We start from the raw sequence: 25,129 nt of genomic DNA, 5'->3' as shown, positions 1-25,129 counted from the left end.
ACCTACCTTAACAAACCTACTTGATAAAAAGATGTAGTTAAACTGTTATAACACAGATTGGTTACTGTCAATGTTTTTTAGCTTTACTGTATGAAATAGTACAAACATTTAAAAAAGCTGAAGTTATGAAGTATTTAAACAAAAACATCGAAGAAATTGGTAAAAGAGCTAGTGAAAAATCACTAGTGAATCATTCAACATCATGTGGTATATTTCAAAATTGCGACTATAATAGTCCTATCGTAAAAAATTATCTTCAGCACAATAAAATGTAATACAGAAAAGAATTAAATAAAAAACTGCAATTTATTATACATTTTAAAGATGAAATATTTAAACAAAAACATTGAAGAAATTGGTAAAAGAGCCAATGAAAAATCGCTAGTAGATCGTTCAACGTCCTGTGGTATATTTCAAAAACACGAATATAATAGTCCAACTGTAAGGAGTTTTCTTGAAAACAATAAACCTTAATTATTTAGTAAGAAATTAATAACCTATAAAATATTTAAATTATGAATTACTTAAACAAAAACATCGAGCCTTCTACTAAGTCAATATCCAATAAGTCATTGGCTAACCGATCAAGTTCAGAAGGTATATTTAAAATATCTGATTTTAATATTTTTTTAGTAAAAGAATCTGGGCAAGGACCACGTAGTTTAGCATTTTAATAACAATTTAAACATTTTATAAAATTTCTTTTCTATGTAAGTTTGCAGAAAAAAAATGACCCATTAAAAAAGAAATTATGAAATACTTAAATGAAAATATTGAGGCTTTATCTAAACTTCAAAGCAGTAAATCTTTGGTAAGAGCAAATACTTCTTGTGGTATTTTTCAAGATTGTGATTATACAAAGGATACTGGAAAATTATATCACCAAAAAAAGATAGAGACCTTACCTCCAAAATAAAAAGAGCCGCTATAATTAGCGGCTCTTTTATATTTCATCTATTTAAAATATTACCATTGAAACAATGGTCTATCTTTCATAAACTCATTTACTTTATCAGCAATTGCTTCTAATAACGCTTCATCTTCAAAGTTGTTAATTACTTCATCAATAAAGTTAGCAATTACTGCCATATCATCTTCTTTTAATCCACGAGTAGTTACTGCAGCAGCTCCTAAACGGATTCCTGAAGTTACAAATGGAGAACGGGTATCATAAGGAACCATATTCTTGTTTACTGTAATATCAGCTTTTACCAACGCTTGCTCAGCATCTTTACCAGATAAGTTTTTATTTCTTAAATCTATTAACATACAGTGATTGTCTGTACCTCCAGAAATAATTTTATAATCTTTAGCTACTAATTCTTTAGCCAATCTTGCAGCATTCTTTTTAACTTGAACTTGGTAATGTAAGTACTCATCGGTTAAAGCTTCTCCTAAAGCAATTGCTTTTGCAGCAATTACATGCTCTAATGGTCCACCTTGCATTCCTGGGAATACAGCACTATTAAGTATTGCAGACATTTTCTTTAACTCTCCGTTCTTTAAAGTAATACCATCTTTATTGTCAAAATCTTGACCCATCATAATCATTCCTCCTCTTGGACCTCTTAAAGTTTTGTGAGTAGTTGTAGTTACAAAGTGACAGTGTGGCATTGGATCATTTAAGATTCCTTTTGCAATCATTCCAGAAGGGTGAGAAATATCGGCCAATAAATAAGCTCCCACTTCATCAGCAATTTCTCTGAATTTAGCAAAATCCATATCTCTTGAGTAAGAAGATGCACCAGCAACAATCATTTTTGGCTTTTCTGCTTTTGCAATTTCTAAAATGTTATCGTAGTTTAAAACCTCAGTTTCTTTATCTACACCATAATGAACTGCTTGGTAAATTTTACCAGAAAAGTTTACCGGAGAACCGTGAGTTAAATGACCACCGTGAGATAAGTCAAAACCTAAAATTTTATCTCCTGGCTCTAATACTGCAAAATATACTGCAGCATTGGCTTGAGAACCTGAGTGAGGTTGTACGTTTACGTACTCTGCACCATATAATTCTTTAGCTCTGTCTATGGCTAATTGTTCAACAATATCAACAACTTCACATCCTCCGTAATATCTTTTTCCAGGATACCCTTCAGCATATTTATTTGTTAAAACAGAACCTTGCGCTTCCATTACTTGTTCGCTAACAAAGTTTTCAGAAGCAATTAATTCAATTCCTTTTAATTGTCTTTCTTTTTCGTCTTGAATTAAATCAAATATGATTTGATCACGTTTCATATTCTAGGTGTTTTTGAGGTTGAAAATGAGTTGCAAAAATAATAAATATTTACGCACACATAACCAAAACAAGTAAGAATATATTTCTTTAGTTCTATTTTAAAAAGAAAGTTATCCTTTTCGTAGTTAAATAAGATGTAAAAACAGAAAATTATACTTCTATTATTTTTTTAAGCCTTTATTTTACCATTAAACTTTCAACTAAAATTAAGTCAAAATAAAAATCTAAGTACCTTTGTTGACATCTTACTAATGATGAAAAAACTATAAACCATAATGATAAATTATAAAATGATTGTTTTAGATATGGATGATACTTTGCTAAAAGACGATCACACCATTTCTGAAAGAAATAAAAAAGCTATTAAAGCAGCTCAAGAAGCCGGAAAATATGTAGTTCTTGCCTCAGGTAGACCTACTCCTGCAATGGTTAACTATGCTAAAAAATTGGAATTAGACAAGTACAATTCTTATATCATCTCTTTCAATGGTGGACAAATTATTAATATGACTGATGAAACTTGCATTTTTGAACAAACTTTAGCGGTAAAAGATATTCATCAATTATATGATTTTAGTCAAGAACACAAAACGGCTTTTATTACCTACCACAATGGAAAAATTATAGGGACTCAAGAATCTGAATATATTGATGTTGAAAAAAAAATTACAGGAATGCCCTATGTAGTGGTAAATGATTTAAGAGCTAACATAACCAAAAACTGTGTTAAATGTTTGTTACTTGAAGAACCTAGTTATTTAAAACAAGTAGAAACCAAACTTAAATCTTATAGAGCTGATTTAAGTGTTTCCTTATCAAAACCTTTCTTTTTAGAAGTAATGCCACAAGGAATAGACAAAGCTGCTACTTTAAAAAGATTGATTGATCAATTAGGAATTAAACAAGAAGAGACTATTGCTGTGGGAAATGCAGAAAATGATTTAACTATGGTAGAATTTGCTGGATTAGGCGTTTGGGTTGATAATGTAACACCTGAATTAAAAGATAAAGCAAATTTAATAGTAGCCTCAAACAATAATGACGGAGTGGCCGAAGTGATAGAGAAATATTTGTTGTAAAAATTTTAAAAATACTAACAAATATCAATAAAAAAGTTTTTTATATAGGGTACATTTATGGTGAAATAATTAATTAAACCATGAAAAAAAAACACTGCCCTTGTTGTAATTCTACCTTAAGATTTAGAAGACAAAAAAAAAACGCTTCTAAACTCTTATTTTTCGTAAAAATGTATTCGTGTTCTAACTGCGACACTTTATATGCATGGATTAAAGGTATTAATAAATCAATATGTGTTAAAGCTGGAATTCCTGAAAAAATAGCTAATAGCTCATCATAAAAAAAGCCACTCAAATGAGTGGCTTTTTAAATTTTATAATGTTTATTTATTCTTCAGTATCACTATCTGCTAACTGAGATTTATCTGATTTTAATTGATAAACACTTGCTACTCTATAGTCAGTTCCAAAATCTACTTGAGTAACTAAACTTGTGTTTTTTCCAAAATACCAAGTTCCTGTTTTTTTACCATTTTTATATTCTCCTACAGATTTCTTTTCTCCGTTAAGATCATATGAAGTCCAAGTTCCTTGCATTTTTTTATTTGCATCAATAAAACCTGTTTGCGCAACTTTTCCATTTTCATGAAAATAAGTTACTTTATACATATCTCCTTGTTTTACAATTTTAACGTCATTTTGTGCGTAAGTAAACAAACCTACAAATAGTGATAATATTAATGTGAATGCTTTCATAATAATTGTTTTTATGTTGATAACTCAAATTTACAAAACATTTCACATTCAAACAATATTAATTTAACATTAATTTAACATTAGAGTATTTTTATTAACATAGTACTAAACTTTAAAACGTTAAGTCTAAAATTCCATAATGAGAATCATGTTGTACTACTTTTTCATTTTCTAAAAATATAGCTTGTGGAGACTGATGCACCACATTAAATTTATCTGCAATGGCATTAGAAATATCTCTGTAGCTAATCAAATCCAAAAAATATAATTGATAACTGTCCCCTATTTTTTTTTCAAACTTATTTAAAACGCTAGCACTAATACTGCAACGTGTACTGTGTTTAAAAATGACAACTTTGTTGTTTTTTGATGCTTTAACAACATCATCTAATTGAGAAATATCTGTCAAAGGAATCCAATTAACCTTTGCGTCTTTATTTTCCTCTTTGTTTTTACCTAAAAAACTATCTAATAATCCCATACCCATTATTTATTGTTTGTGAGTACTAAAATACTCGTTTCATTTTAATTTCTTGTTCCTTTATGGTCGATTATCATTAGTATCCTTACAAAGTGTTTCCTCTGTCAAAAAAACAGATTAAAGTGAAAATCTATCAATTTATACAGACAAAAAGTCCTGATAACAGACATTTTAACCGAAAAATCAAAAGGGAATGTCATTTGACTATTTCCTATCAAGTAATAAAATTGAAAAAGGATTATCAACCTAAAAAAGCAACTTATGAACTTTAACAATTATACCATAAAATCGCAAGAGGTTGTTCAACAAGCACAACAAATTGCACAAGGATTAGGACATCAACAAATTGAGAACACTCACTTACTAAAAGCTATTTTAGAAGTAGATGAGCACGTAACGCCTTTTATCTTAAAAAAATTACAAGTCAATTTTGATATTCTTCCACAAATTTTAGATAAAACACTAGAGAGTTTTCCGAAAGTAACCGGAGGACAAATAGGATTATCAAACACTTCTTCTAGAACCTTAACTGATGCAAATAATATTGCTAAAAAAATGGATGATGAATATGTTTCTATTGAACATTTATTGTTAGCCATTTTAAATAATAAAGATACCGTAAGTCAATTATTAAAAGATCAAGGTGTTACCGAAAAAGGTTTAAGAGCGGCTATTGATGAGATTAGAAAAGGACAAAAAGTAACTTCACAAAATGCAGAAGAAACTTATAATTCTTTAAATAAATATGCTAAAAATTTAAACGAGCTAGCAAGTACCGGAAAACTAGATCCTGTAATTGGTCGTGATGAAGAAATTCGTAGAATTTTACAAATCCTATCTCGTAGAACAAAAAACAACCCAATGTTAATTGGTGAACCTGGTGTAGGTAAAACAGCCATTGCCGAAGGTTTAGCACACAGAATTGTAAAAGGTGATGTTCCTGAAAATTTAAAAGACAAACAGGTATTTTCTTTAGACATGGGAGCCTTAATTGCTGGAGCAAAATACAAAGGGGAGTTTGAAGAACGATTAAAATCTGTGGTAAAAGAAGTCACCTCTGCACACGGAGATATTGTTTTATTTATTGATGAAATTCACACCCTTGTTGGAGCTGGTGGTGGTGAGGGTGCCATGGATGCAGCCAATATTTTAAAACCGGCTTTGGCACGTGGAGAATTAAGAGCCATTGGAGCGACTACTTTAGATGAATATCAAAAGTATTTTGAAAAAGACAAAGCTTTAGAAAGACGTTTCCAAAAAGTAATTGTAAACGAACCTGATACAGAAAGTGCTATTTCTATTTTACGTGGTATTAAAGAAAAATATGAAGCACATCACAAAGTACAAATTAAAGATAGTGCTATTATTGCTGCTGTAGAATTAAGTCAACGTTATATTACTTCACGTTTTTTACCAGACAAAGCCATCGATTTAATGGATGAGGCTGCTGCAAAAATGCGTATGGAAATCAACTCTAAACCTGAAGAACTTGATGTGTTAGATAGAAAAGTAATGCAAATTGAAATTGAGATTGAAGCCATCAAGCGTGAAAAAGATGAGAAAAAATTATCTCTTTTACGTAAAGATTTAGCCAATATTAAAGAACAACGTGATGCAATTTACACTCAATGGAAATCTGAAAAAGAAGTAGTAGACAATATACAAACCATTAAAGATGAAATTGAACAATACAAACAAGAAGCAGACAAAGCAGAACGTGACGGAAATTACGGTTTAGTAGCAGAATTAAGATATGGTAAAATTAAAGATGCTCAAACTCGTTTAGAAACTGCTCAGGAAACTATGAGTCAAAATCAGGAAGGTTCTTTAGTAAAAGAAGAAGTAACTGAAGATGATATTGCAGAAGTTGTAGCAAAATGGACTGGTGTTCCTGTTCAAAAAATGTTACAGAGTGAAAGAGAAAAGCTTTTAAAGTTAGAAGACGAATTACATCAAAGAGTTGTTGGACAAGAAGATGCTATTGAAGCAGTTTCTGATGCAGTAAGACGTTCAAGAGCAGGCTTACAAGATGCAAGAAAACCCTTAGGAACATTCTTATTCTTAGGAACAACAGGAGTCGGTAAAACTGAGTTAGCTAAAGCCTTAGCAGAATATTTATTTGATGATGAAAACGCATTGACTCGTATTGACATGAGCGAATATCAAGAACGTCATTCTGTAAGTAGATTGGTTGGTGCACCTCCAGGATATGTAGGTTATGATGAAGGTGGACAATTAACTGAGGCCGTGAGACGTAGACCCTATTCTGTAGTTCTGTTAGATGAGATTGAAAAAGCACACCCAGATACTTTTAATATTTTATTACAAGTATTAGATGAAGGTAGATTAACAGATAACAAAGGTCGTTTAGCAGATTTTAAAAACACCATTATTATTATGACATCTAACATGGGAGCTGAAATTATTCAGGAACGTTTTGATAAAGCCACCGCTAAAAACCGTGTAGAAATATCTGAAATTGCAAAAGGAGAGGTTTTACAAAACTTAAAACAAATTGTAAGACCTGAATTTATCAACCGTATTGATGAAATTGTGATGTTTACTCCGTTAGACATCAACGAAATTAGTCAAATAGTTGAATTACATTTAAAAGGATTATCTCATTTGTTAGCTGGTAAAGAAATTACCTTAAACGCAACAGAACATGCGAAATTAGCGTTAGCAAAAAAAGGATATGATCCAGAATTTGGAGCAAGACCCGTAAAACGTGTCATTCAAAAAGAAGTATTAAATCTGTTATCTAAAGAAATTTTAGCAGGTAACATACACAATCATAGCCATGTAGAATTAGATGCTATTGATGATAAGCTATTCTTTAAAAATAAATAAATGAACCATTTAAAGCTCTTTATTTCAATACAATAAAGAGCTTTATAAAAATAATGGCCTTTCATCCTTTTTATTCCTATACAAAAAACCTATATTTATTTAAAAAAAAGATAAATGCTATTATTCACTTACGGTACTTTAAAATTAGAGAAAGTACAAACAGAAATTTTTGGAAAAGTTTTACAGGGTAAAGATGATATTGTAAAAGGATACAAATTGGGGATTTTCCACTTTGTAAACCCTGAAGCAATTGCTATTTCCGAAAAAGATTGTCACCCATTAGCAACTCCTAGTGAGGACCCTAATGATGAAATAAGTGGAACTATTTATGAAATTAACGAAGAAGAAATAAAAACAAAAGAAATATGTATAACAGATGATTGTGAAAGAGTACAAGTAATAACAAACTCTGGAACCGTCTGTTGGATGTATGTAGTAAAATCAAAGAAAAAATTGTTTAATTATATTAAAAATAATAACGATGAGCACATTAAGATTGGGTGATACTGCACCAAACTTTACAGCACAAACTACAGAGGGAGAGATTAATTTTCACGACTGGTTAGGAGATGGATGGGGAGTTTTATTTTCACACCCATCAGACTACACGCCTGTTTGTACAACGGAATTAGGAACTGTAGCAAAATATAAAGCGGAATTTGACAAAAGAAACACCAAAGTAATTGCTTTAAGTGTAGATGGTATTGAATCTCATAATGGATGGATTAATGATATTAATGAAACTCAAAACACCACTGTTAATTTTCCAATTATTGCAGATGAAGACAAAAAAGTATCAGATTTATATGATATGATTCACCCAAATGCAGACAATACTTTAACTGTTCGTTCTGTATTTATTATTGGACCTGACAAAAAAGTAAAATTGATGATTGTATACCCTGCATCAACAGGAAGGAATTTTGATGAGTTGTTAAGAGTGATTGATTCTTTACAATTAACAGCATACCATAAAGTAGCTACTCCTGCTAACTGGAAACATGGTGAAGAGGTCGTAATTTCTCCTGCGGTAACCAATGAAGAAATTCCAAATTTATTTCCAAAAGGACATAAAGAGATTAAACCTTATTTAAGAACAACACCTCAACCAAACATTTAAAAAACATTTTTTAAAAGAAAAAGCTCCATGAATTTCATGGAGCTTTTTCTTTTAAACTTAATTTAAATATGTTTACACATCCATCAATAACTAAAAATATTCTACTATATACATATATAATGGTAAACCCAAGGTAATATTAAATGGAAAAGTAATGGCCAATGCCATAGGTAAATACAATCCCGGATTGGCTTTTGGAGCCGCTATTTTCATGGCAGCTGGTACAGCAATATAAGAGGCACTTGCAGCTAATATGGCAAACAACAACTGATCTCCATGACTACTTGTAACGTATCTTGAAAGATAAGACACAACTACTCCGTTAATCAACGGTATTACAACAGCAAATACTAATGGAAATGATCCATTTTTCCAAAAGGCTGCTAACTTTTTTCCACTAGTAATTCCCATATCTAATAAAAATACTGCTAAAAATCCTTTAAAAATATCTGTTGTAAATGGTGATATTCCTGCTGCTTGTTTTTCACTTGCTAAAAACCCAATTACCAAACTTCCCATAATTAACAACACACTTCCGTTGGTAAAAGAATGCTTTACAATGTGACTAAAACTAACTTCTCCTGTTTTTTCATTTTTATAAAACGACATTAGTAAAACTCCAACTATAATAGCAGGTGCCTCCATTAAAGCCATTACAGCCACCATATGACCACCAAAATCAATATTTTGCATTTCTAAAAACGACACTGAAGTCACAAAAGTAACTGCACTTACAGACCCATAAGCTGCTGCTATGGCTCCAGCATTTTGAACCCCAAGTTTCTTTTTGATAATAAAAAAAGTATACAAAGGAACAACAGTTGCTAAAAAAACTCCAAATAACAAAATCCAAACAATATCCCATCCTAAGTTACTATGAGCCAATTCTTGTCCTCCTTTAAAACCAATAGAAAACAATAAATACAAAGAAATAAATTTTGCAGAGTTCTTAGGAATGGCTAAATCACTCTTTAACTGGACCGCTATAATTCCCAGTAAAAAAAACAACAACGCAGGGTTGGTTAAATTATCTAATAACAAATCTAAGTTCATAACTACACTTTAATAATTTTTTAATTAATCTCTACTATTCTTTTTTATGATGGTTCAAAATTCCGAATTATAATTCATATATTTATATTTATATTTTACATACAAATCATAAACAAAAGTTATGAACTATACTTTACATCAATTAATTGTTTATTTAAAAGTGATTCAAAAAAACAGCATTACCAAAGCTGCAGAAGAGTTACACCTTACCCAACCTGCTGTTTCTATTCAAATAAAAAAATTACAAGAACAATTTGATGTGCCTTTGATTGAAATTATTGGAAGAAAAGTTCATGTTACAGAATTTGGACAAGAAATTGCCACAGCTTGTCAAGAAATTGTCAATCAAATGTCAGACATTCAAAATAAAGCTATGGCTTACAAGGGGATGGTTGCTGGTAAAATTAAAATATCTGTAGTTTCAACTGGTAAATATGTAATTCCTTATTTTTTAACTAAATTTTCTAAGTTATTTCCTGGTATAGAAATTACTATTGATGTTACCAATAAATCTAGAGTTATAGAAAGTATCGAAAAAAATGAAACAGATTTTGCATTGGTATCTACCATTCCAGAAAACTTAAATATTAATAGAGTTGAGTTAATGAGCAATAAATTATTTTTAGTTAGAAAACACAATCCAAAAGCTCCAACTTTAAAGTTTAAGTTATCTGATTTAAATAATATTTCATTAATCTACAGAGAAGAAGGTTCTGCAACAAGGCAAGCCATGGAAAAATATTTAAGTAAACTATCTATAAAAACAAAAAAAACGGTTGAATTGGTTTCTAATGAAGCTGTTAAGCAAGCTGTTATGGCTGACATGGGATATTCTATTATGCCTTTAATAGGAATGCGTAATGAACTACTCAATGATGATTTAGAAATTGTATCACTCCCTAATCTGCCTATTGAAACCCAATGGAACTTAATTTGGCTAAAAGACAAACAACTCCCTCCTAGTGGTATTGCCTATTTAAACTTCATCAAAGAAAACAAAGACAATATTATACATAAACATTTCGATTGGTATCGAAAATTTTAATCATTTTTTTTGAATGCTAAACCTCAAAAAAATCCATCACATTGCTATTATTTGTAGCGATTATCAAAAATCAAAAAAATTTTATACTGAAGTTTTAGGATTAAATATTAAACAAGAAACTTATCGAAAAAAACGTGATTCTTACAAGTTAGATTTATGTCTAAACAATGAATATATAATTGAATTATTTTCTTTTCAAAATCCTATCAAAAGACCTAGTAGACCTGAAGCTTTAGGATTAAGACATTTGGCTTTTGAAGTTAATAATATTGAAGAGTCTATTGCGGATTTAAAAAACAAAAACATTGCTGTAGAACCAATTAGAGTGGATGAACTCACAAATAAAAAATTCACCTTTTTTCAAGATCCTGATGACTTACCTATTGAAATTTATGAAGCTTAATTTTTAATCAAGCCTTTGTATTTCTATATTTAGGCTATCAATAATATCTCATGAAAAAGGACAACAATCTTATAATTAATCATCCTTCAAAAAGTGCAGCCGGAATCAAAGCGGTTTATATTTCTTTACAACAAATTCTGAGTAGAATGTCTGTAAAGAATTCTTTTAAAGTGTTGAGTAAATTAAATCAAAAAGAAGGAATTGATTGTCCTGGTTGTGCTTGGCCAGATCCCTCTCACAGATCTAAATTGGGTGAGTTTTGTGAAAATGGAGTAAAAGCCATTGCAGAAGAAGCTATGGAAAAACTGGCTGATCCCAATTTTTTCACAAAATATTCTATTAAAGAATTACAACAACAAAGTGATTATTGGTTGGGACAACAAGGAAGGTTAACACACCCTATGATTTTAAGAGAAAATGAAACACACTACACCCCTATTTCTTGGGAAGAAGCCAATAAAATTATTGGACAAGAGTTAAACAAACTTGACAATCCAAACGAAGCTGCTTTTTACACCTCAGGGAGAACCAGTAACGAAGCTGCATTCTTATATCAACTTTTTGTTAGAATGTACGGAACCAATAATTTACCAGATTGTTCCAATATGTGTCACGAATCAAGTGGAGTAGCATTAAGTAAAACTATTGGAATTGGTAAAGGATCGGTAACTTTAGATGATTTATACAAATCAGAATTAATCATTATTTTTGGTCAAAATCCTGCAACCAATCACCCTAGAATGTTGTCTTGCTTAGAAAAAGCTAAAAAGAACGGAGCAAAAGTAGTTGCCATCAATCCTTTAAAAGAAGCGGGATTAACCAATTTTAAAAATCCACAAACAGCTAAGGGAATTATTGGAGGAGGAACTGATATCGCTGATTTATATCTTCAACTAAAAATTAATGAAGATGTAGCTTTATTAAAAGCTGTGATGATTAAATTATTTGAAATATCTAAACAACATCCTGAAATTTTAGACCAAGAGTTTATCAATCAAAAAACTGCTGGATTTGATGAATTTAAAAAAGATTTATTGTCTTATGATTTAGAAAACCTCATCAATAGAACTGGTTTGTCTACTCAAGAAATTGATGCTTTGGTTGACATCATTGCGCAAAGAAAAAAAATCATCACTTGTTGGGGAATGGGATTAACACAACATGTTAATGGTGTAGACAACATCCAAGAAGTTGTAAACCTACTTTTACTTAAAGGAAGTATTGGAAAAGAAGGTGCCGGAACCTGTCCCGTTCGTGGTCATAGCAATGTACAAGGTGACAGAACCATGGGAATTGCCGAAAAACCAAGCAAAGAATTACTAGATAAAATAGCAGAGAACTTTGGTTTTACTCCACCTAAAGAACATGGATATTCTGTGGTTGATACTATTACAGCCATGTATCAAAAAAAAGTAAAAGTTTTTATAGGAATGGGAGGTAATTTTTTAAGTGCTGCTCCAGACACTAATTACACAAGCCAAGCATTACAAAATTGTAATTTAACCGTACACATCTCTACCAAATTAAATAGATCACATTTAACTACTGGAAAAACAGCTTTAATTCTTCCATCTATGGGAAGAACCGACAAATACATTAAGAACGGAAAAGCACAATTTGTCACCGTAGAAAACTCTATGGGAGTGGTTCATAGTAGTAAAGGAGCGCTAACACCACCTTCTGAATTTGTAGAAAGCGAACCCGTAATTGTAGCAAATATCGCCAAAGCTACCCTCCAACAAAGTAGAGTTGATTGGGATTTTTTAACTGAGGACTACAATAATATTAGAGATTTAATTGCCAAAACAATTAATGGATTTGAAAATTACAACGAACGTGTAAAACAACCTATAGGATTTGAATTACCTAATGGAGCCAGAACAGGAAACTTTACAACCCCTAATAAAAAAGCAAATTTTACCGTTAATAAATTAAGTGATATTGCTTTGGATGCTGATGATTTCATCATGATGACTACTCGTAGTCACGATCAATTTAACACTACTATTTATGGTTTGGATGATCGATATAGAGGAATTTACAATGGTAGAATGGTGGTTTTTGTGAACCCTAAAGATGCACAAAAATTAGGCTTACAAAAGGGAGACAAAGTATCACTTTATAACAACTATAACGACATAAAAAGACAAGTTGATAATTTTAGCGTGGTACCTTATAACATCCCTAAAGGATGTGTAGCCACTTATTATCCTGAATCTAATCCTTTAGTTCCTATAGAATTAACCGCTCGTTTAAGTCACACCCCATCTTCAAAATCGGTGAAAGTAAAAATAAAAAAGAACTAAAAACTACGGAAAGACTCAGCTTTTATTTTCATCGAATTATTAGGCAATGAGCTATATTTCGATAAAAATAATTTTATGGAGTTTTTAGACAATTTAGATCCTGTACTTCGAATCTTTTGGTATGTGGCCATTCCTACTAGCGGAATTTTTATCATTCAAACTATTTTAACTTTTATTGGTGCTGATGCTACCGATGGAATTGATGCGGACTTTGATGGAGATTTTGATGGAGACAATGCTCCTTTTCAATTTTTCTCTTTCAGAAATTTAATCAACTTTCTTTTAGGTTTTAGCTGGACAGGGATTTCATTTTTTAATCAAATTGAAAACACAACTTACCTATATGCTTTGAGTATTCTTGTGGGAATATTTTTTGTGTTTTTGTTTTTTATTGTCATCAAACAAATTACAAAACTAGCCGAAGATAATACTTTTAAAATAACCAATACCATTAACAGAACAGCGGAAGTCTATACCCCTATTCCTGAAAAAAAATCTGGAAAAGGGAAAATATTAGTCAGTGTAAACGGGGCTTATCACGAGTTAGATGCCATGACAGAAAACGAAAAAATTTCAAGTGGTAGTACTGTTAAAATTATAAAAATTATCAATCAAAATATATTAATCGTTGAATCAATTTAATTTTATGGAACCTATTTTTATTTTTATTGTAACTGCAATTGTATTGTTCGTTACCATTACTGCCTTAATTGCTAGGTACAAAAGATGTCCATCCGACAAAATATTAGTCATTTATGGACGTACAGGAGGAACCTCTGCAAAATGTGTGCATGGTGGAGGTGCTTTTATTTGGCCTGTAATTCAAGACTACGCTTATTTAGATTTAAAACCCATTTCTATAGAAGCCAACTTAACCAATGCCTTAAGTAAACAAAACATTCGTGTAGATGTTCCTTGTAGATTTACCATTGCTATTTCTACAGAAACCGACAGTATGAACACTGCAGCAGAAAGATTATTGGGGTTAACGCATGATCAAATTCAAGAACTGGCTAAAGATATTTTATTTGGTCAATTACGTTTAGTGATTGCTACTATGTCTATCGAAGAAATCAATTCTGATAGAGATAAATTTTTAGAAAACATTTCTAAAAATGTGGATAGCGAACTTAAAAAAATAGGGTTAAAATTAATCAACGTAAACGTTACTGATATTAAAGATGAGTCAGGATATATTGAAGCCTTAGGAAAAGAGGCCGCTGCAAAAGCCATTAACGAAGCAAAAATTAGTGTTGCCGAACAAGAAAAAATTGGAGAAACAGGTAAAGCTTTGGCCGATAGAGAAAAAGACACTCAAATTGCAGAAACACATAGAGATAGAGATGTAAAAATTGCCATCACCCAAAAAGATAGAGAAATTAGTATTGCTTCGGCTGCTAAAGATGAGTCTATTGGTAAAGCAGAAGCACAAAGAGACACTCGTGTAAAAACATCTGAAGCCAATGCGATAGCGATTAAAGGAGAAAACGAAGCTAGAATTGCCATTGCACAATCAGAAGCAACAAGAAGAGAGAAAGAAGCTGAAGCTTTAAGAATAGCCTCGGCGTCAGAAAAAGTACAATCAGCAAGAGCACTAGAAGAATCTTATGTAGCAGAACAAAAAGCAGAAGATGCAAGAGCAGAAAGAGAACGCGCTACACAATATGCAAACATTTTAATTCCTGCCGAAGTAGCGAAGAAAAGAGCCATTATTGAAGCCCAAGCTTTAGCCGAAACTACCAGAGAACAAGCCAAAGGTGAAGCAGACGCTATTTATGCAAAAATGGAAGCTGAAGCAAAAGGATTATTTGAAATTTTAACAAAACAAGCAGAAGGATATAAAGATGTTGTTAGTGCTGCAGGTGGAGATCCATCAAAAGCATTCCAATTATTATTAATTGAAAAATTACCTGAATTGGTAAGAACTCAAGTAGAAGCTGTGAAGAATATTAAGATTGACAAAGTAACTGTTTGGGATTCTGGAAACAACGCAGAAAGCGGTGGATCAACCGCGAATTTTGTTTCAGGAATGATGAAATCTGTTCCCCCTTTAAACGATTTATTTAACATGGCTGGTTTGGATTTACCTACTTATTTAAAAAAGGAAATCAATACTGAATCTAGTGAACCTAAAAAATAAACGAAGAACTTAAGAACGAATAAACTTTATTTATTCTTATCATTAAAAAAGCCTCATAAAATTTTATGAGGCTTTTTTAGGCTTCTAATTCTAGAGTAATTAATACAATATAGCCTCTATATATTTTCTGTGTAATTAATAACTCCTTGAATTTATGACTAATTCACTAACTCATTTTAAAAAATCACAAAACAACACTTTAAGTCTTTCTAAATGAACTTAATAAATATTAAATTCATAACATTTATTAGATTAAAACCACATCGTTTTAACTCATAAAAAAGCGATAACTTATCTTTGCATGCTTATAAAGTCCTTTTGTAAAAAACAAACACAATTTATAAAATGTATTTGTATAAAATCTAACAAATATCAATGATTCAATATAGAAATTTGTACTTTTGTAACGATTAAAACAGAACAAACAACACTTTAAAAGTCAACTATTTAAACTTTATTAAGAGTACTTTAACTACTTAAAAAACTAACAAAATACTTATTTTGATATTATGAAAATCAAATCTCAACTATACTTAACCATTTCATTCATATTATTTGCTTTTAATTTTGCAAATGCACAAACTTATACAGACCCTATAAATATTAGTAACAATAATCAATTCTACATTACTAGGCTTTTGTTTGGTGATATTGATAACAACAATACTAATGCCGATAATAAATATACCTATTACGGTAATAGTACAACCTCAGTAAACAAAAATATTAACTATACGGGAATCATAAATTATAGAGCCCAAAAGTGGAACACATACTTTATAAAAATATGGATTGATTACAATAATGACGGAGACTTTGTTGATGTTGATGAAGAAATTTATTCATTTACAGAACAGTCTAATACCAACTCAACTAATTCAAAAGCCTTTAGTTTTACAATACCAAGTGGAGCTGCAACAGCTACCACTAGAATGAGAATGGCTATAAAACAGAACGGAGCCCCCACTCCTCAAGATTTAGGATTTCAAAACGGTGAAGTTGAAGATTATAATATTAATATTTTACCTGTACCAACTCCACCAACATCACTGTGTGTTGGAAATTTAGATGTTAATTTAGATGTTTCTGGTTCTGTTACCATCACTCCTTCTCAAATAAACAATGGATCTTTTGATGATGTTGATGCTCCAGAAAATTTAAAATATTCATTAAGTAAGAGTACTTTTAATTGTGAAAATATAGGATCAAACACGGTAACACTAACAGTAACTGATACTAATGGGTTAACAGATAGCTGTACTGCAACAGTAAATGTTTCTCCCTATTCAGGTTCTTTTACAGCACCAATATTACCAACCATAGAAGCCTATTGTAGTTATACCGCAGTGGCACCAATAATGGATTATCAATGTGGACAATTAATTACAGCTACCACTACAGATAATACTACACTTACAAGTTCTGGAACCATTACGTGGAAATTTGATAATGGCAGTAATATACAAACAAGTCTACAAACTATTAATATTACAACACCAACAACACCTACCAATATAACAAGCACATTTGTCACAGAAACTACGGCAAAAATAAGTTGGGATGCTATAGATGATGGTCCTTTTAAAGTAAGATACAAACGTACAAACAGTAGTTCATGGCTAGAAAACACAACAAACAACAAATACATTGACTTGTCTAATTTAGACAACGGAAGCGAATATGAAGTACAAATATCTGTTGATGCCTCTTGTGCTACATTTACCAACTCTATAACATTCAATACTATTCAGGTTGAATATTGTGTTGGGCAAACCTCTGACATTAGTAAGAGTAACGATTTTTACATTAGTGAAACCTCCATAGGAACTATCAAACAAAGTAGTACTAAAAATGACGGACCATACATATATTATAATGATATATCAAATACTATAACCGCAGGAGAAAATCTTACAGGAACAGTTACGTATCAAAAACCAAGTTGGGCTACTCCTACTGTATGTTCTATATGGATTGATTACAATAAAGATGGTGATTTTGACGATGGCAATGAACTTGTATACAGTAACTCAACTCCAGGTGGAATTACTACTGTAATTGAAAATTTAAATATTACCATTCCGACCAGTGCTAGTTCTGGAAAAACAAGAATACGTGTTGCAATGAGTCATAATACTCCAACTAGTGCATGTCAATTTAACTATGAAGAAGGAGATATTGAGGATTACGATCTTTACATTAGGCCTGTACCTACAGCTCCAACTGCAGTTTGTGTAGGAAACATAAACATTAATTTAGATGTAGCTGGAAATGTAACTATAACTCCAGATCAAATAGATAATGGTTCTTATGACGATTTTGATGCACAAAGTGATTTAACTTTTTCATTAGACAAAACCACCTTTACCTGTAATGACCTAGGAGACAATGCAGTTACTTTAACCGTAACTGACCCAGATGGTTTATCAGATTCTTGCACTGCAATTGTAAATATCTCACCTTTTTCTGGAGCATTCACCGCTCCTAATTTAGAAGATATCGAGGCTTACTGTACTTACACAGCAATTGCTCCTGTAATGGATTATTTATGTGGAACACAAATAACAGCAACAACATCAGAGCCCATCACACTGACAAGTTCTGGAACTATTACTTGGCTTTTTAACAACGGTAGTACAACAGCAGAGAGTATACAAAACATTACAATAAAAACACCTACAACACCTACAAACTTAAGCGTTACAAATATTACAGAAACAACTGCTATCGTAAACTGGGACTCTGTAGACAATACAGATTATATTATTGAGTACAGAGAAACGGGGTCTAGTACATGGTTAGAAACAACATCTTCACAAACAAACGTTACACTAATAGGACTAAACAATGGTGAAGAATATGAAGTAAGAGTAAGTTTAAATCTAGATAGTTCTTGTGGTAGCACCACTACTTCTCTTGCCGTTTTTAATACTATTGCTATTCAATACTGTAATGACAGTAATGCCAATATTAATCTAAACACCAATTTTTACATTAGTAATACCAATATAAACTCTGGACAAATAAACCAAGTTACTGGTGATAACAGCGGACCATATCAATACTTTAGCGGAAATTCAGCCACAGTTACTGCTGGAGGAACTATTTCAGGAACTGTAACTTATCAGAAATCAAGTATTTCTAATGTAGGTTTTATCATATGGATAGATTTTAACCAAGATGGAGATTTTGAGGATGCTGGTGAAGAAATATACAGTAGCTTAAATACAGAAAATACAACAACCGTTGCAGAAACCTTTTCCAATATTTCAATACCAAATTCTGCTGCTACTGGAAAAACAAGAATTCGTTTTGCGATGTTACAAAACCAAATTCCTTTAAATGCATGTAATTACTCTAACAATAATGGAGATATAGAAGATTATGACCTATATATAGAACCTAGAGACACAACACCCTATGAATCTGCTATGATTACGCAGGTATACCACACTGAACTAGGAGAAAGATGGATTGAAATTACAAACAAAGGAGCCGCTACCATACCTACAAATACAGTTATAGTTGCTCTTTACAAAAATACCTCTGGAGACCAAACAGGAATTTCTCCTTCAGAAACATATATTGTAAACACTAGCTTAGACCCTGGAGCTACTACATTAATCAAGTCTAACACTTCCTCTATTAATGTTCAACCTATTACGCCATTAGACAATAATAATGTTACAAATTTTGATGGTGCAGATGACATTATTGCTATAGTTTCTGAGATGGGAAATATTGCTTGGGAAAACAGATTTGACGTAGTTTCAAACATAGAAAACAACAGTTCTTATGTTCGTAATGATGATGTTTTAACCTATAACAATACCTATACAGCAAGTGAATGGACTGCTTTTGTGAATGATAATTTAGATCCTTACAGAGATCAAGAAAATGGTGGTCCAGAAAGACACCCAAATGCTCCTTTATTATCAGAAGTAACCATGGCTAGTACAGGAAAAAACATAAGACTTGGAGAACATTATTTTGGTTCTACTACAAGAACATCTAACGCATGGAGTAATGGAACTCCTGACAGATCTAGATATGTAATTATTAATGAAAATTATGAAGAAAGTAGCAATCCTTTAAAAGCTCGTAAATTAAGTATAACTGGTAGTAATATATTTACAATTACAGACCAACCTTTAATCATAAGTAATAATATCAACATTAACCTTTTAGCAAGTTTAAGACTGGCTGGAACTTCGCAATTGATACAAACACACACAGGAATTAAACAACTTACTGGATCAGGAAAATTATTCATAGATAGAAAGACCACTAATCCTAGCATTTACAGGTATAGTTTTTTCTCTTCACCTGTTAATTCTATTGGTCAGACTATTTTTACCCTTGAGGATATTTTAAAAGATGGAACGATTCCAACTTCTGCCACTTCTCAAATAGTAGACATTAATTTTGTTGGAGGTAAAGTATATGATGGTGCAGCGACCAGCCCAATTACCATAGCGGATTATTGGGTGAACACATACAAAACCACAGAAAATAACGAAGGTGGATATGTTCAAAGAAGATCTAACTTATACATGCAACAAACAGATGGATTTACCATGAAAGGAACAGGTGTTGTGCAAAATTATACCTATGTAGGAACTCCTAAAGACGGAACAATTACAACTAGCATTGCTGGTGAAGAGCATTATCTTACAGGAAACCCTTATCCATCTGCTTTAAGTGCAAAGAAATTTCTAGAAGACAATGAAAATGTTCTAACTGGTACTTTATATTTCTGGGAACATGTTGGAGAAAAAAATGCAACTGGTATTTATGGACATGACTACGCAGGCTATGTTGGTGGTTATGCTACTAGAAACAAAACCATGGGATTAGCAGCAGATCAAGTGGCTACAAACAACAATGAAAATAATGGAACTCCAACCTTAGGTAACGGAACCTATACAACCCCAGAAGCATACATACCTGTGGGGCAAGCTTTTTTTGTACAAGGTGATGCTGATGGAGGAACCCTTACATTTAATAATAGCCAAAGAGAATATATTACAGAAGGCACTCAATCTGTATTCTTTAAAACAGCGGGAAAAGACATTAGTAGTATGTCTGCTAAGACTTCTAAAATCCTACCAATTATAGAACATAAAAATGAAGAGAACAACCTACCTATTATCAAATTAGGAATGAATTTCAAGAATATTGATGATAAAAACCTACACAGACAAATAGGAGTTTCTTTTAACCAAAATAATTCTTTTGCCTATGATCCTGGCTATGATTCAGAGTCATATAATGACGGAAAAACAGATATTTATTGGAAATTTCCTAATGATGAAAAAAAATATGCAATTGCTGGTGTTCAAGAAATTAATGATGAACTAGAAGTTCCTTTAGAAATTGTAATGGGATATGATGGTGAGATTAAAATTAGTATTGATGAATGGCAAAACATAAATAGAAATGTTTATCTGAAAGATAAAAACACAGAGGTAACCCAATTAATAAGTAATGAACAAGCAACACTTAATTTAATAGAAGGAACATACACCGATAGATTTGTTCTTGCTTTCAAAGAAGGTAAAGCTCTTAATGTTGATGAATTGAATACATACAAAATATATACAAAGTATCTTTCAGAAAGCAATCGTATTATCATACAAAATGATGGAGTTTTAAAAATTAATGATATAGTGCTGTTTAATATTGTTGGTCAAAAAACAAATAGTTGGTCAGACTTTACTGATGAGAAAAACATTAACATAAACTTAGAAAGTAATATCGCTCCAAATATTTATATTCTGAAAATTTATACTGATAAAGGAGAAATTTCTAAAAAGATATACATTCAAAAGAAATCTTAAAACATAAAAAAAGCACCTCAATTGAGGTGCTTTTTTATATTGATTATTCAGAAATTACAAATCCATTTCTTTTAAACTCTCCACTTTATTTCTTTCCAAGAAAGCATCAATAGTTTCAAAATGCTCCACCACTCTTTTTTCTTTAAACTCATATACTTTTTCTGATAATCCTTTTAAGAAATCTCTATCATGAGAAACCAAAATCAAGGTTCCATCAAAATTTTGTAATGCTTCTTTGATCACATCTTTAGAACGTAAATCTAAATGGTTGGTAGGCTCATCTAGTATTAAAACATTCACAGGTTCTAATAACAACTTTACCATGGCCAAACGTGTTTTTTCTCCTCCAGAAAGCACTCCTACTTTTTTCTCAATATCATCACCTTTAAACATAAAGGCACCTAAGATGTTTTTAATTTGAGTTCTAATATCACCTACTGCAACATTGTCAACCGTTTCAAAAATGGTTAAATCATTATCTAACAAAGATGCTTCGTTTTGAGCAAAATATCCAACTTTAGCATTATGACCTAAACCACAAGAACCTTCAAAATCTATTTGCCCCATAATTGCTTTAATCATGGTCGATTTTCCTTGACCGTTTTGCCCCACAAAACTTACCTTCTCTCCTCTGGCAATAGCCATGTTGGCATCTTTAAAGATTACATGATCTCCATAAGATTTACTCATATTCTCGACCTTTACTGGATAATCACCAGAACGTGGAGAGGGAGGAAAACGCAATCTTAAAGAAGAAGTATCTACTTCATCAACCTCTATAAGTTCTAACTTTTCTAACATTCTTTTTCTTGAAGCAACCGAAGAAGCTTTAGAATAAGTTCCTTTAAAACGCTCTATGTATGATTTATTATCAGCAATCATTTTTTGCTGCTCATCATAGGCTTTTTGTTGATTGGCTCTACGTTCTTTTCTCAACTCTAAATAATGAGAATAATTTGCTTTGTAATCATAAACTTTCCCCATAGAAACTTCTAAAGTTCTATTGGTAATATTATCAACAAAAGCCTTATCGTGAGAAATTACAATCACTGCTTTTGCTTTGTTTAGCAAGAAATTTTCTAACCAAATTACAGATTCAATATCTACGTGGTTGGTAGGCTCATCTAACAGAATTAAGTCTGGCTTTTTTAATAAAATCTTTGCCAACTCAATACGCATTCTCCACCCCCCACTAAATTCTGAAGTAGGTCTATTAAAATCGTTTTGAGTAAATCCCAATCCTTTTAAAGCAACTTCTACTTCTGCCTCAAAATTAACATCTTCTAAAGCATAATATTTCTCACCTAAGTCCGATACACGTTCTATGATTTTCATGTATTCGTCAGATTCATAATCAGTTCTGGTTTCTAACTGCTTATTCAAATCTTCCATTTCAGCTTTCATTTCAAAAACCTCTTTAAAAGCTTTTGAAGCTTCTTCTACTACTGTACAATCATCATCCATTAACAAATGCTGAGGTAAATATGCAATAACAGTATCTTTAGGACAACGGATTCCTCCTCGAGTAGGTGTTTGCATTCCTGCAATAATTTTCATCATGGTTGACTTTCCAGCACCATTTTTCCCCATCAAGGCTATTTTATCATTTTCGTTGATGACAAATGAAACATCACTAAAAAGGGTATGTCCACTAAACTCAACAGCTAAATTATCTACAGAAATCATAAAAAGTTTTTTAAAAGCACAAAAATACAAAAAAGAAACCCCAGACTAATGTCTAGGGCTACTCTATTTTATACGTGAAATAAATTAAATACTTGCCATTCCTGACTATTGAAATGGCAAGAGATAACTAGAAACTATTAAAACTAGCTTAAGTACATAAGCATAGGATAATACAATTTAATAAACCTGCAAAGCGTTGATGTTTTATGACATAAATTAAACTCTATCATGAAAATAAAACTTAAAAAATTATCAACTTGCGATGTGTTCAACCTAATCCAATATTGATATATAATAGTTTTAACACTATTACATAACTAACAAATATTTAAAAAACCTCCCAATTCTTTATTTTACGTTTGCTTGTTTAATAATACACAACACTCTACAGGTAATTTTTAGTAAAAATTTAAAAGATTTACCAAAACACAAATACGCAAACAAACTACGTATTTATACCTGCAAAACTAAGTAATAAATATAGTTACACCAAAGAATAAGTTTGTTTTTTTTAGATTATTCTTAATTCAATACCTATCTTTTATTCATCAGCATAAAAAACCCTTGATTTAAAATTAAATCAAGGGTTGAAAAAATATAGTTTAGTTGGTTTATTATATACTATGCTGTTTTTACATTATTTGGTACCACTGCCAATTCATCTTGTTCAGAAAACTTAATAGTTAAAGCTATTAAAGCAGTGATGACCACCAAAACACCAATGATAAAATAACCACTTGATACTGCGCTAGAAGAGGCTGCGGATTGTGCTAATTTAATAACCTCTTTAGCTGCTCCTTGGGTTGCCATGATGGCTTCTTTTTCCGCAATAGCAGATTTAGATTTTAATAAAATAGCCGCTAAAAAAGCTCCTACATTTCCTCCTGCTCCAACTATACCACTAATAGATCCAATAGCTTTTTTATTGATAAAAGGGACTACAGAAAAAGTTGCTCCTTCTGCCATTTGTACAGACAAACTAAAACAGATTAAGAAAATAAAAGCAACGATAAAGTTTTGAGATCCTGAGAAAGTTGCTAACATCACCCCTTCTATAGTTAAAATAACAGCTAAAAAAAGCACCCTACCTTTTAAACCTTTTAACTTTCCAAACTTATCTCCGAAGAAACCTCCTAAAGTTCTTGCAAAAATATTCATTAAAGCAAAAGACAATACTAGGTTTCCTGCCGTAACTCTTTCTAACTGAAAGGTGTTTTGTAAATAATCATCCATTGTACCATACACTGTTAACTCCATTCCAAAACAAGCTGCATATACTAAAAATAAAATCCAAACACGGTAGTCTTTAACAGCGACCATAAACCCAGCTTCATCTTTTTTAAGCTCTGGCATATCACCCGATGCTTTTAATTCTTTAAAATTTCCTTCCGGAGTATCTTGTGTAAAAAAGTAATAAACCAATCCCATTAAAAAACAGATGCTTCCTGCAACAATCATAGAATACCTCCACGCTTCTGTTTCAGCAACGCCAAAACTAATCACACCTGCAGCAATTAATGGCATTCCTAAACGATTAGCTCCACCTCCTAAATTTCCCCATCCTGCAGAAGTCGCATTGGCTGTACCTACAATATTGGGAGCAAACATAATAGAAGTATGAAACTGTGTGATAACAAATGAAGCCCCAATAAAACCTATTAAAAATCTACAAATTAAAAACTGTAATGGTGTTTGCACCAAACCTATTAAAATAACGGGAATTGCCCCTAATATTAATAACCAAGTGTAACATAAGCGAGGTCCATATTTATCGCATAATTTACCGATTAACAAACGAGCAAAAACAGTTCCTGTAACTGCTAAGATGATTGAGTTCCATTTTTGATCTGGGGTTAAGCCTAAATCTTTTACTACAAATGGCATAAATGGTACGATTCCAAACCACGAAAAGAAACACATAAAAAATGCTATAGAGGTGATCCAGAAAGTTTGAATTGGCTTACTTTTAAAATTAAATAAATCTAATTTTGTTGATTTTAATGATACTGACATAATAATTTATTCTAAAACAAATACGTATAAAACTACGTATTTATACCTGCAAATATACGTGATTTATTAAGACAAAAAAAAATCATTCTTATAATTATTTAAAAAAATCGAAATTACCTAGGTGAAACAAACCAAAAACTACTAAAAAACAGTTTTTTGAATTCTTTAATTATTA

Annotated in this window: 17 protein-coding genes; 11 read left to right on the top strand and 6 right to left on the bottom strand. The window is 31.5% G+C overall.

Annotated features, from left to right (window positions below; translation table 11 throughout):
* Positions 1-751: 751 nt before the first annotated feature.
* Positions 752-916: a hypothetical protein gene (locus tag QVZ41_RS11725; protein ID WP_302884780.1), complete on the top strand. Its 165-nt coding sequence runs from the start codon at positions 752-754 to the stop codon at positions 914-916.
* A 50-nt stretch (positions 917-966) separates the two neighbouring features.
* Here QVZ41_RS11725 and glyA read toward each other — a convergent pair whose 3' ends face one another.
* Positions 967-2,241: a serine hydroxymethyltransferase gene (gene glyA, locus QVZ41_RS11720; RefSeq protein ID WP_302884779.1), complete on the bottom strand. Its 1,275-nt coding sequence runs from the start codon at positions 2,239-2,241 to the stop codon at positions 967-969.
* 276 nt (positions 2,242-2,517) lie between these two features.
* Here glyA and QVZ41_RS11715 point away from each other — a divergent pair, with 276 nt between their 5' ends.
* Complete coding sequence (locus QVZ41_RS11715; protein ID WP_302884778.1) at positions 2,518-3,321, top strand: Cof-type HAD-IIB family hydrolase; 804 nt, start codon at positions 2,518-2,520, stop codon at positions 3,319-3,321.
* Positions 3,322-3,648: 327 nt separating this feature from the next.
* Here the strand turns inward: QVZ41_RS11715 and QVZ41_RS11710 are convergent, their stop codons facing one another.
* Together QVZ41_RS11710 and ytxJ are read right to left on the bottom strand one after the other, a co-directional pair.
* Positions 3,649-4,017 carry a toxin-antitoxin system YwqK family antitoxin gene (locus tag QVZ41_RS11710; RefSeq protein ID WP_302884777.1) on the bottom strand — a complete coding sequence of 123 codons (369 nt, stop codon included), beginning with the start codon at positions 4,015-4,017 and terminating at the stop codon, positions 3,649-3,651.
* 112 nt (positions 4,018-4,129) lie between these two features.
* Positions 4,130-4,498, bottom strand: coding sequence for a bacillithiol system redox-active protein YtxJ (ytxJ, locus tag QVZ41_RS11705; RefSeq protein ID WP_302884776.1), 369 nt, complete (start codon positions 4,496-4,498; stop codon positions 4,130-4,132).
* 261 nt (positions 4,499-4,759) lie between these two features.
* On the opposite strand from ytxJ, the gene clpB reads away from it, so the two are divergent.
* From clpB to QVZ41_RS11690, 3 genes are all read left to right on the top strand, one after another.
* Positions 4,760-7,348 carry an ATP-dependent chaperone ClpB gene (clpB, locus tag QVZ41_RS11700; RefSeq protein ID WP_302884775.1) on the top strand — a complete coding sequence of 863 codons (2,589 nt, stop codon included), beginning with the start codon at positions 4,760-4,762 and terminating at the stop codon, positions 7,346-7,348.
* A gap of 114 nt (positions 7,349-7,462) precedes the next feature.
* Positions 7,463-7,852, top strand: coding sequence for a gamma-glutamylcyclotransferase family protein (locus QVZ41_RS11695; RefSeq protein ID WP_302884774.1), 390 nt, complete (start codon positions 7,463-7,465; stop codon positions 7,850-7,852).
* Complete coding sequence (locus tag QVZ41_RS11690; RefSeq protein WP_302884773.1) at positions 7,830-8,468, top strand: peroxiredoxin; 639 nt, start codon at positions 7,830-7,832, stop codon at positions 8,466-8,468. The genes QVZ41_RS11695 and QVZ41_RS11690 overlap by 23 nt, the downstream gene beginning before the upstream one ends.
* Positions 8,469-8,558: 90 nt before the next feature.
* Here QVZ41_RS11690 and QVZ41_RS11685 read toward each other — a convergent pair whose 3' ends face one another.
* Entirely contained in the window at positions 8,559-9,521 is a 963-nt protein-coding gene (locus QVZ41_RS11685; RefSeq protein WP_302884771.1) for a sodium-dependent bicarbonate transport family permease, read from the bottom strand.
* Positions 9,522-9,642: 121 nt separating this feature from the next.
* On the opposite strand from QVZ41_RS11685, the gene QVZ41_RS11680 reads away from it, so the two are divergent.
* The 6 genes from QVZ41_RS11680 to QVZ41_RS11655 all read left to right on the top strand — a co-directional run bounded on the left by QVZ41_RS11680 (position 9,643) and on the right by QVZ41_RS11655 (position 21,255).
* Entirely contained in the window at positions 9,643-10,566 is a 924-nt protein-coding gene (locus QVZ41_RS11680) for a LysR family transcriptional regulator (RefSeq protein WP_302884770.1), read from the top strand.
* Between the two features lie 13 nt (positions 10,567-10,579).
* The gene (gene gloA2 / locus QVZ41_RS11675; RefSeq protein WP_302884769.1) at positions 10,580-10,969 is read left to right on the top strand and encodes an SMU1112c/YaeR family gloxylase I-like metalloprotein; all 390 of its coding nucleotides are present in this window, start codon (positions 10,580-10,582) and stop codon (positions 10,967-10,969) included.
* Between the two features lie 50 nt (positions 10,970-11,019).
* Positions 11,020-13,275 carry an FdhF/YdeP family oxidoreductase gene (locus QVZ41_RS11670; RefSeq protein WP_302884767.1) on the top strand — a complete coding sequence of 752 codons (2,256 nt, stop codon included), beginning with the start codon at positions 11,020-11,022 and terminating at the stop codon, positions 13,273-13,275.
* Positions 13,276-13,350: 75 nt separating this feature from the next.
* Positions 13,351-13,917: a serine protease gene (locus QVZ41_RS11665; RefSeq protein WP_302884766.1), complete on the top strand. Its 567-nt coding sequence runs from the start codon at positions 13,351-13,353 to the stop codon at positions 13,915-13,917.
* 4 nt (positions 13,918-13,921) lie between these two features.
* The gene (locus tag QVZ41_RS11660) at positions 13,922-15,415 is read left to right on the top strand and encodes a flotillin family protein (protein ID WP_302884765.1); all 1,494 of its coding nucleotides are present in this window, start codon (positions 13,922-13,924) and stop codon (positions 15,413-15,415) included.
* 509 nt (positions 15,416-15,924) lie between these two features.
* Positions 15,925-21,255 carry a GEVED domain-containing protein gene (locus tag QVZ41_RS11655; protein WP_302884763.1) on the top strand — a complete coding sequence of 1,777 codons (5,331 nt, stop codon included), beginning with the start codon at positions 15,925-15,927 and terminating at the stop codon, positions 21,253-21,255.
* Positions 21,256-21,309: 54 nt separating this feature from the next.
* On the opposite strand, the gene QVZ41_RS11650 is transcribed toward QVZ41_RS11655, so the two are convergent.
* Together QVZ41_RS11650 and QVZ41_RS11645 are read right to left on the bottom strand one after the other, a co-directional pair.
* Entirely contained in the window at positions 21,310-22,941 is a 1,632-nt protein-coding gene (locus QVZ41_RS11650) for an ABC-F family ATP-binding cassette domain-containing protein (protein WP_302884762.1), read from the bottom strand.
* A 621-nt stretch (positions 22,942-23,562) separates the two neighbouring features.
* Complete coding sequence (locus tag QVZ41_RS11645; protein ID WP_302884761.1) at positions 23,563-24,954, bottom strand: MFS transporter; 1,392 nt, start codon at positions 24,952-24,954, stop codon at positions 23,563-23,565.
* Positions 24,955-25,129: the final 175 nt, after the last annotated feature.

The organism is Wenyingzhuangia gilva (genome assembly GCF_030519655.1).
Taxonomy (GTDB): domain Bacteria; phylum Bacteroidota; class Bacteroidia; order Flavobacteriales; family Flavobacteriaceae; genus Wenyingzhuangia; species Wenyingzhuangia gilva.
Note: the sequence above shows the minus strand (reverse complement) of the source record. Positions and strands in the feature narration are given on the sequence as shown.

Excerpts from the sequence above, each read along its gene's own strand:
- gloA2 (WP_302884769.1), top strand. The coding sequence starts at position 10,580 with ATGCTAAACCTCAAAAAAATCCATCACATTGCTATTATTTGTAGCGAT.
- QVZ41_RS11660 (WP_302884765.1), top strand. The coding sequence starts at position 13,922 with ATGGAACCTATTTTTATTTTTATTGTAACTGCAATTGTATTGTTCGTT.
- QVZ41_RS11685 (WP_302884771.1), bottom strand. The coding sequence starts at position 9,521 with ATGAACTTAGATTTGTTATTAGATAATTTAACCAACCCTGCGTTGTTG.
- QVZ41_RS11680 (WP_302884770.1), top strand. The coding sequence starts at position 9,643 with ATGAACTATACTTTACATCAATTAATTGTTTATTTAAAAGTGATTCAA.
- QVZ41_RS11670 (WP_302884767.1), top strand. The coding sequence starts at position 11,020 with ATGAAAAAGGACAACAATCTTATAATTAATCATCCTTCAAAAAGTGCA.
- QVZ41_RS11645 (WP_302884761.1), bottom strand. The coding sequence starts at position 24,954 with ATGTCAGTATCATTAAAATCAACAAAATTAGATTTATTTAATTTTAAA.
- glyA (WP_302884779.1), bottom strand. The coding sequence starts at position 2,241 with ATGAAACGTGATCAAATCATATTTGATTTAATTCAAGACGAAAAAGAA.
- QVZ41_RS11655 (WP_302884763.1), top strand. The coding sequence starts at position 15,925 with ATGAAAATCAAATCTCAACTATACTTAACCATTTCATTCATATTATTT.
- ytxJ (WP_302884776.1), bottom strand. The coding sequence starts at position 4,498 with ATGGGATTATTAGATAGTTTTTTAGGTAAAAACAAAGAGGAAAATAAA.
- QVZ41_RS11665 (WP_302884766.1), top strand. The coding sequence starts at position 13,351 with ATGGAGTTTTTAGACAATTTAGATCCTGTACTTCGAATCTTTTGGTAT.
- QVZ41_RS11725 (WP_302884780.1), top strand. The coding sequence starts at position 752 with ATGAAATACTTAAATGAAAATATTGAGGCTTTATCTAAACTTCAAAGC.
- QVZ41_RS11650 (WP_302884762.1), bottom strand. The coding sequence starts at position 22,941 with ATGATTTCTGTAGATAATTTAGCTGTTGAGTTTAGTGGACATACCCTT.
- QVZ41_RS11710 (WP_302884777.1), bottom strand. The coding sequence starts at position 4,017 with ATGAAAGCATTCACATTAATATTATCACTATTTGTAGGTTTGTTTACT.
- QVZ41_RS11690 (WP_302884773.1), top strand. The coding sequence starts at position 7,830 with ATGAGCACATTAAGATTGGGTGATACTGCACCAAACTTTACAGCACAA.
- clpB (WP_302884775.1), top strand. The coding sequence starts at position 4,760 with ATGAACTTTAACAATTATACCATAAAATCGCAAGAGGTTGTTCAACAA.
- QVZ41_RS11715 (WP_302884778.1), top strand. The coding sequence starts at position 2,518 with ATGATAAATTATAAAATGATTGTTTTAGATATGGATGATACTTTGCTA.
- QVZ41_RS11695 (WP_302884774.1), top strand. The coding sequence starts at position 7,463 with ATGCTATTATTCACTTACGGTACTTTAAAATTAGAGAAAGTACAAACA.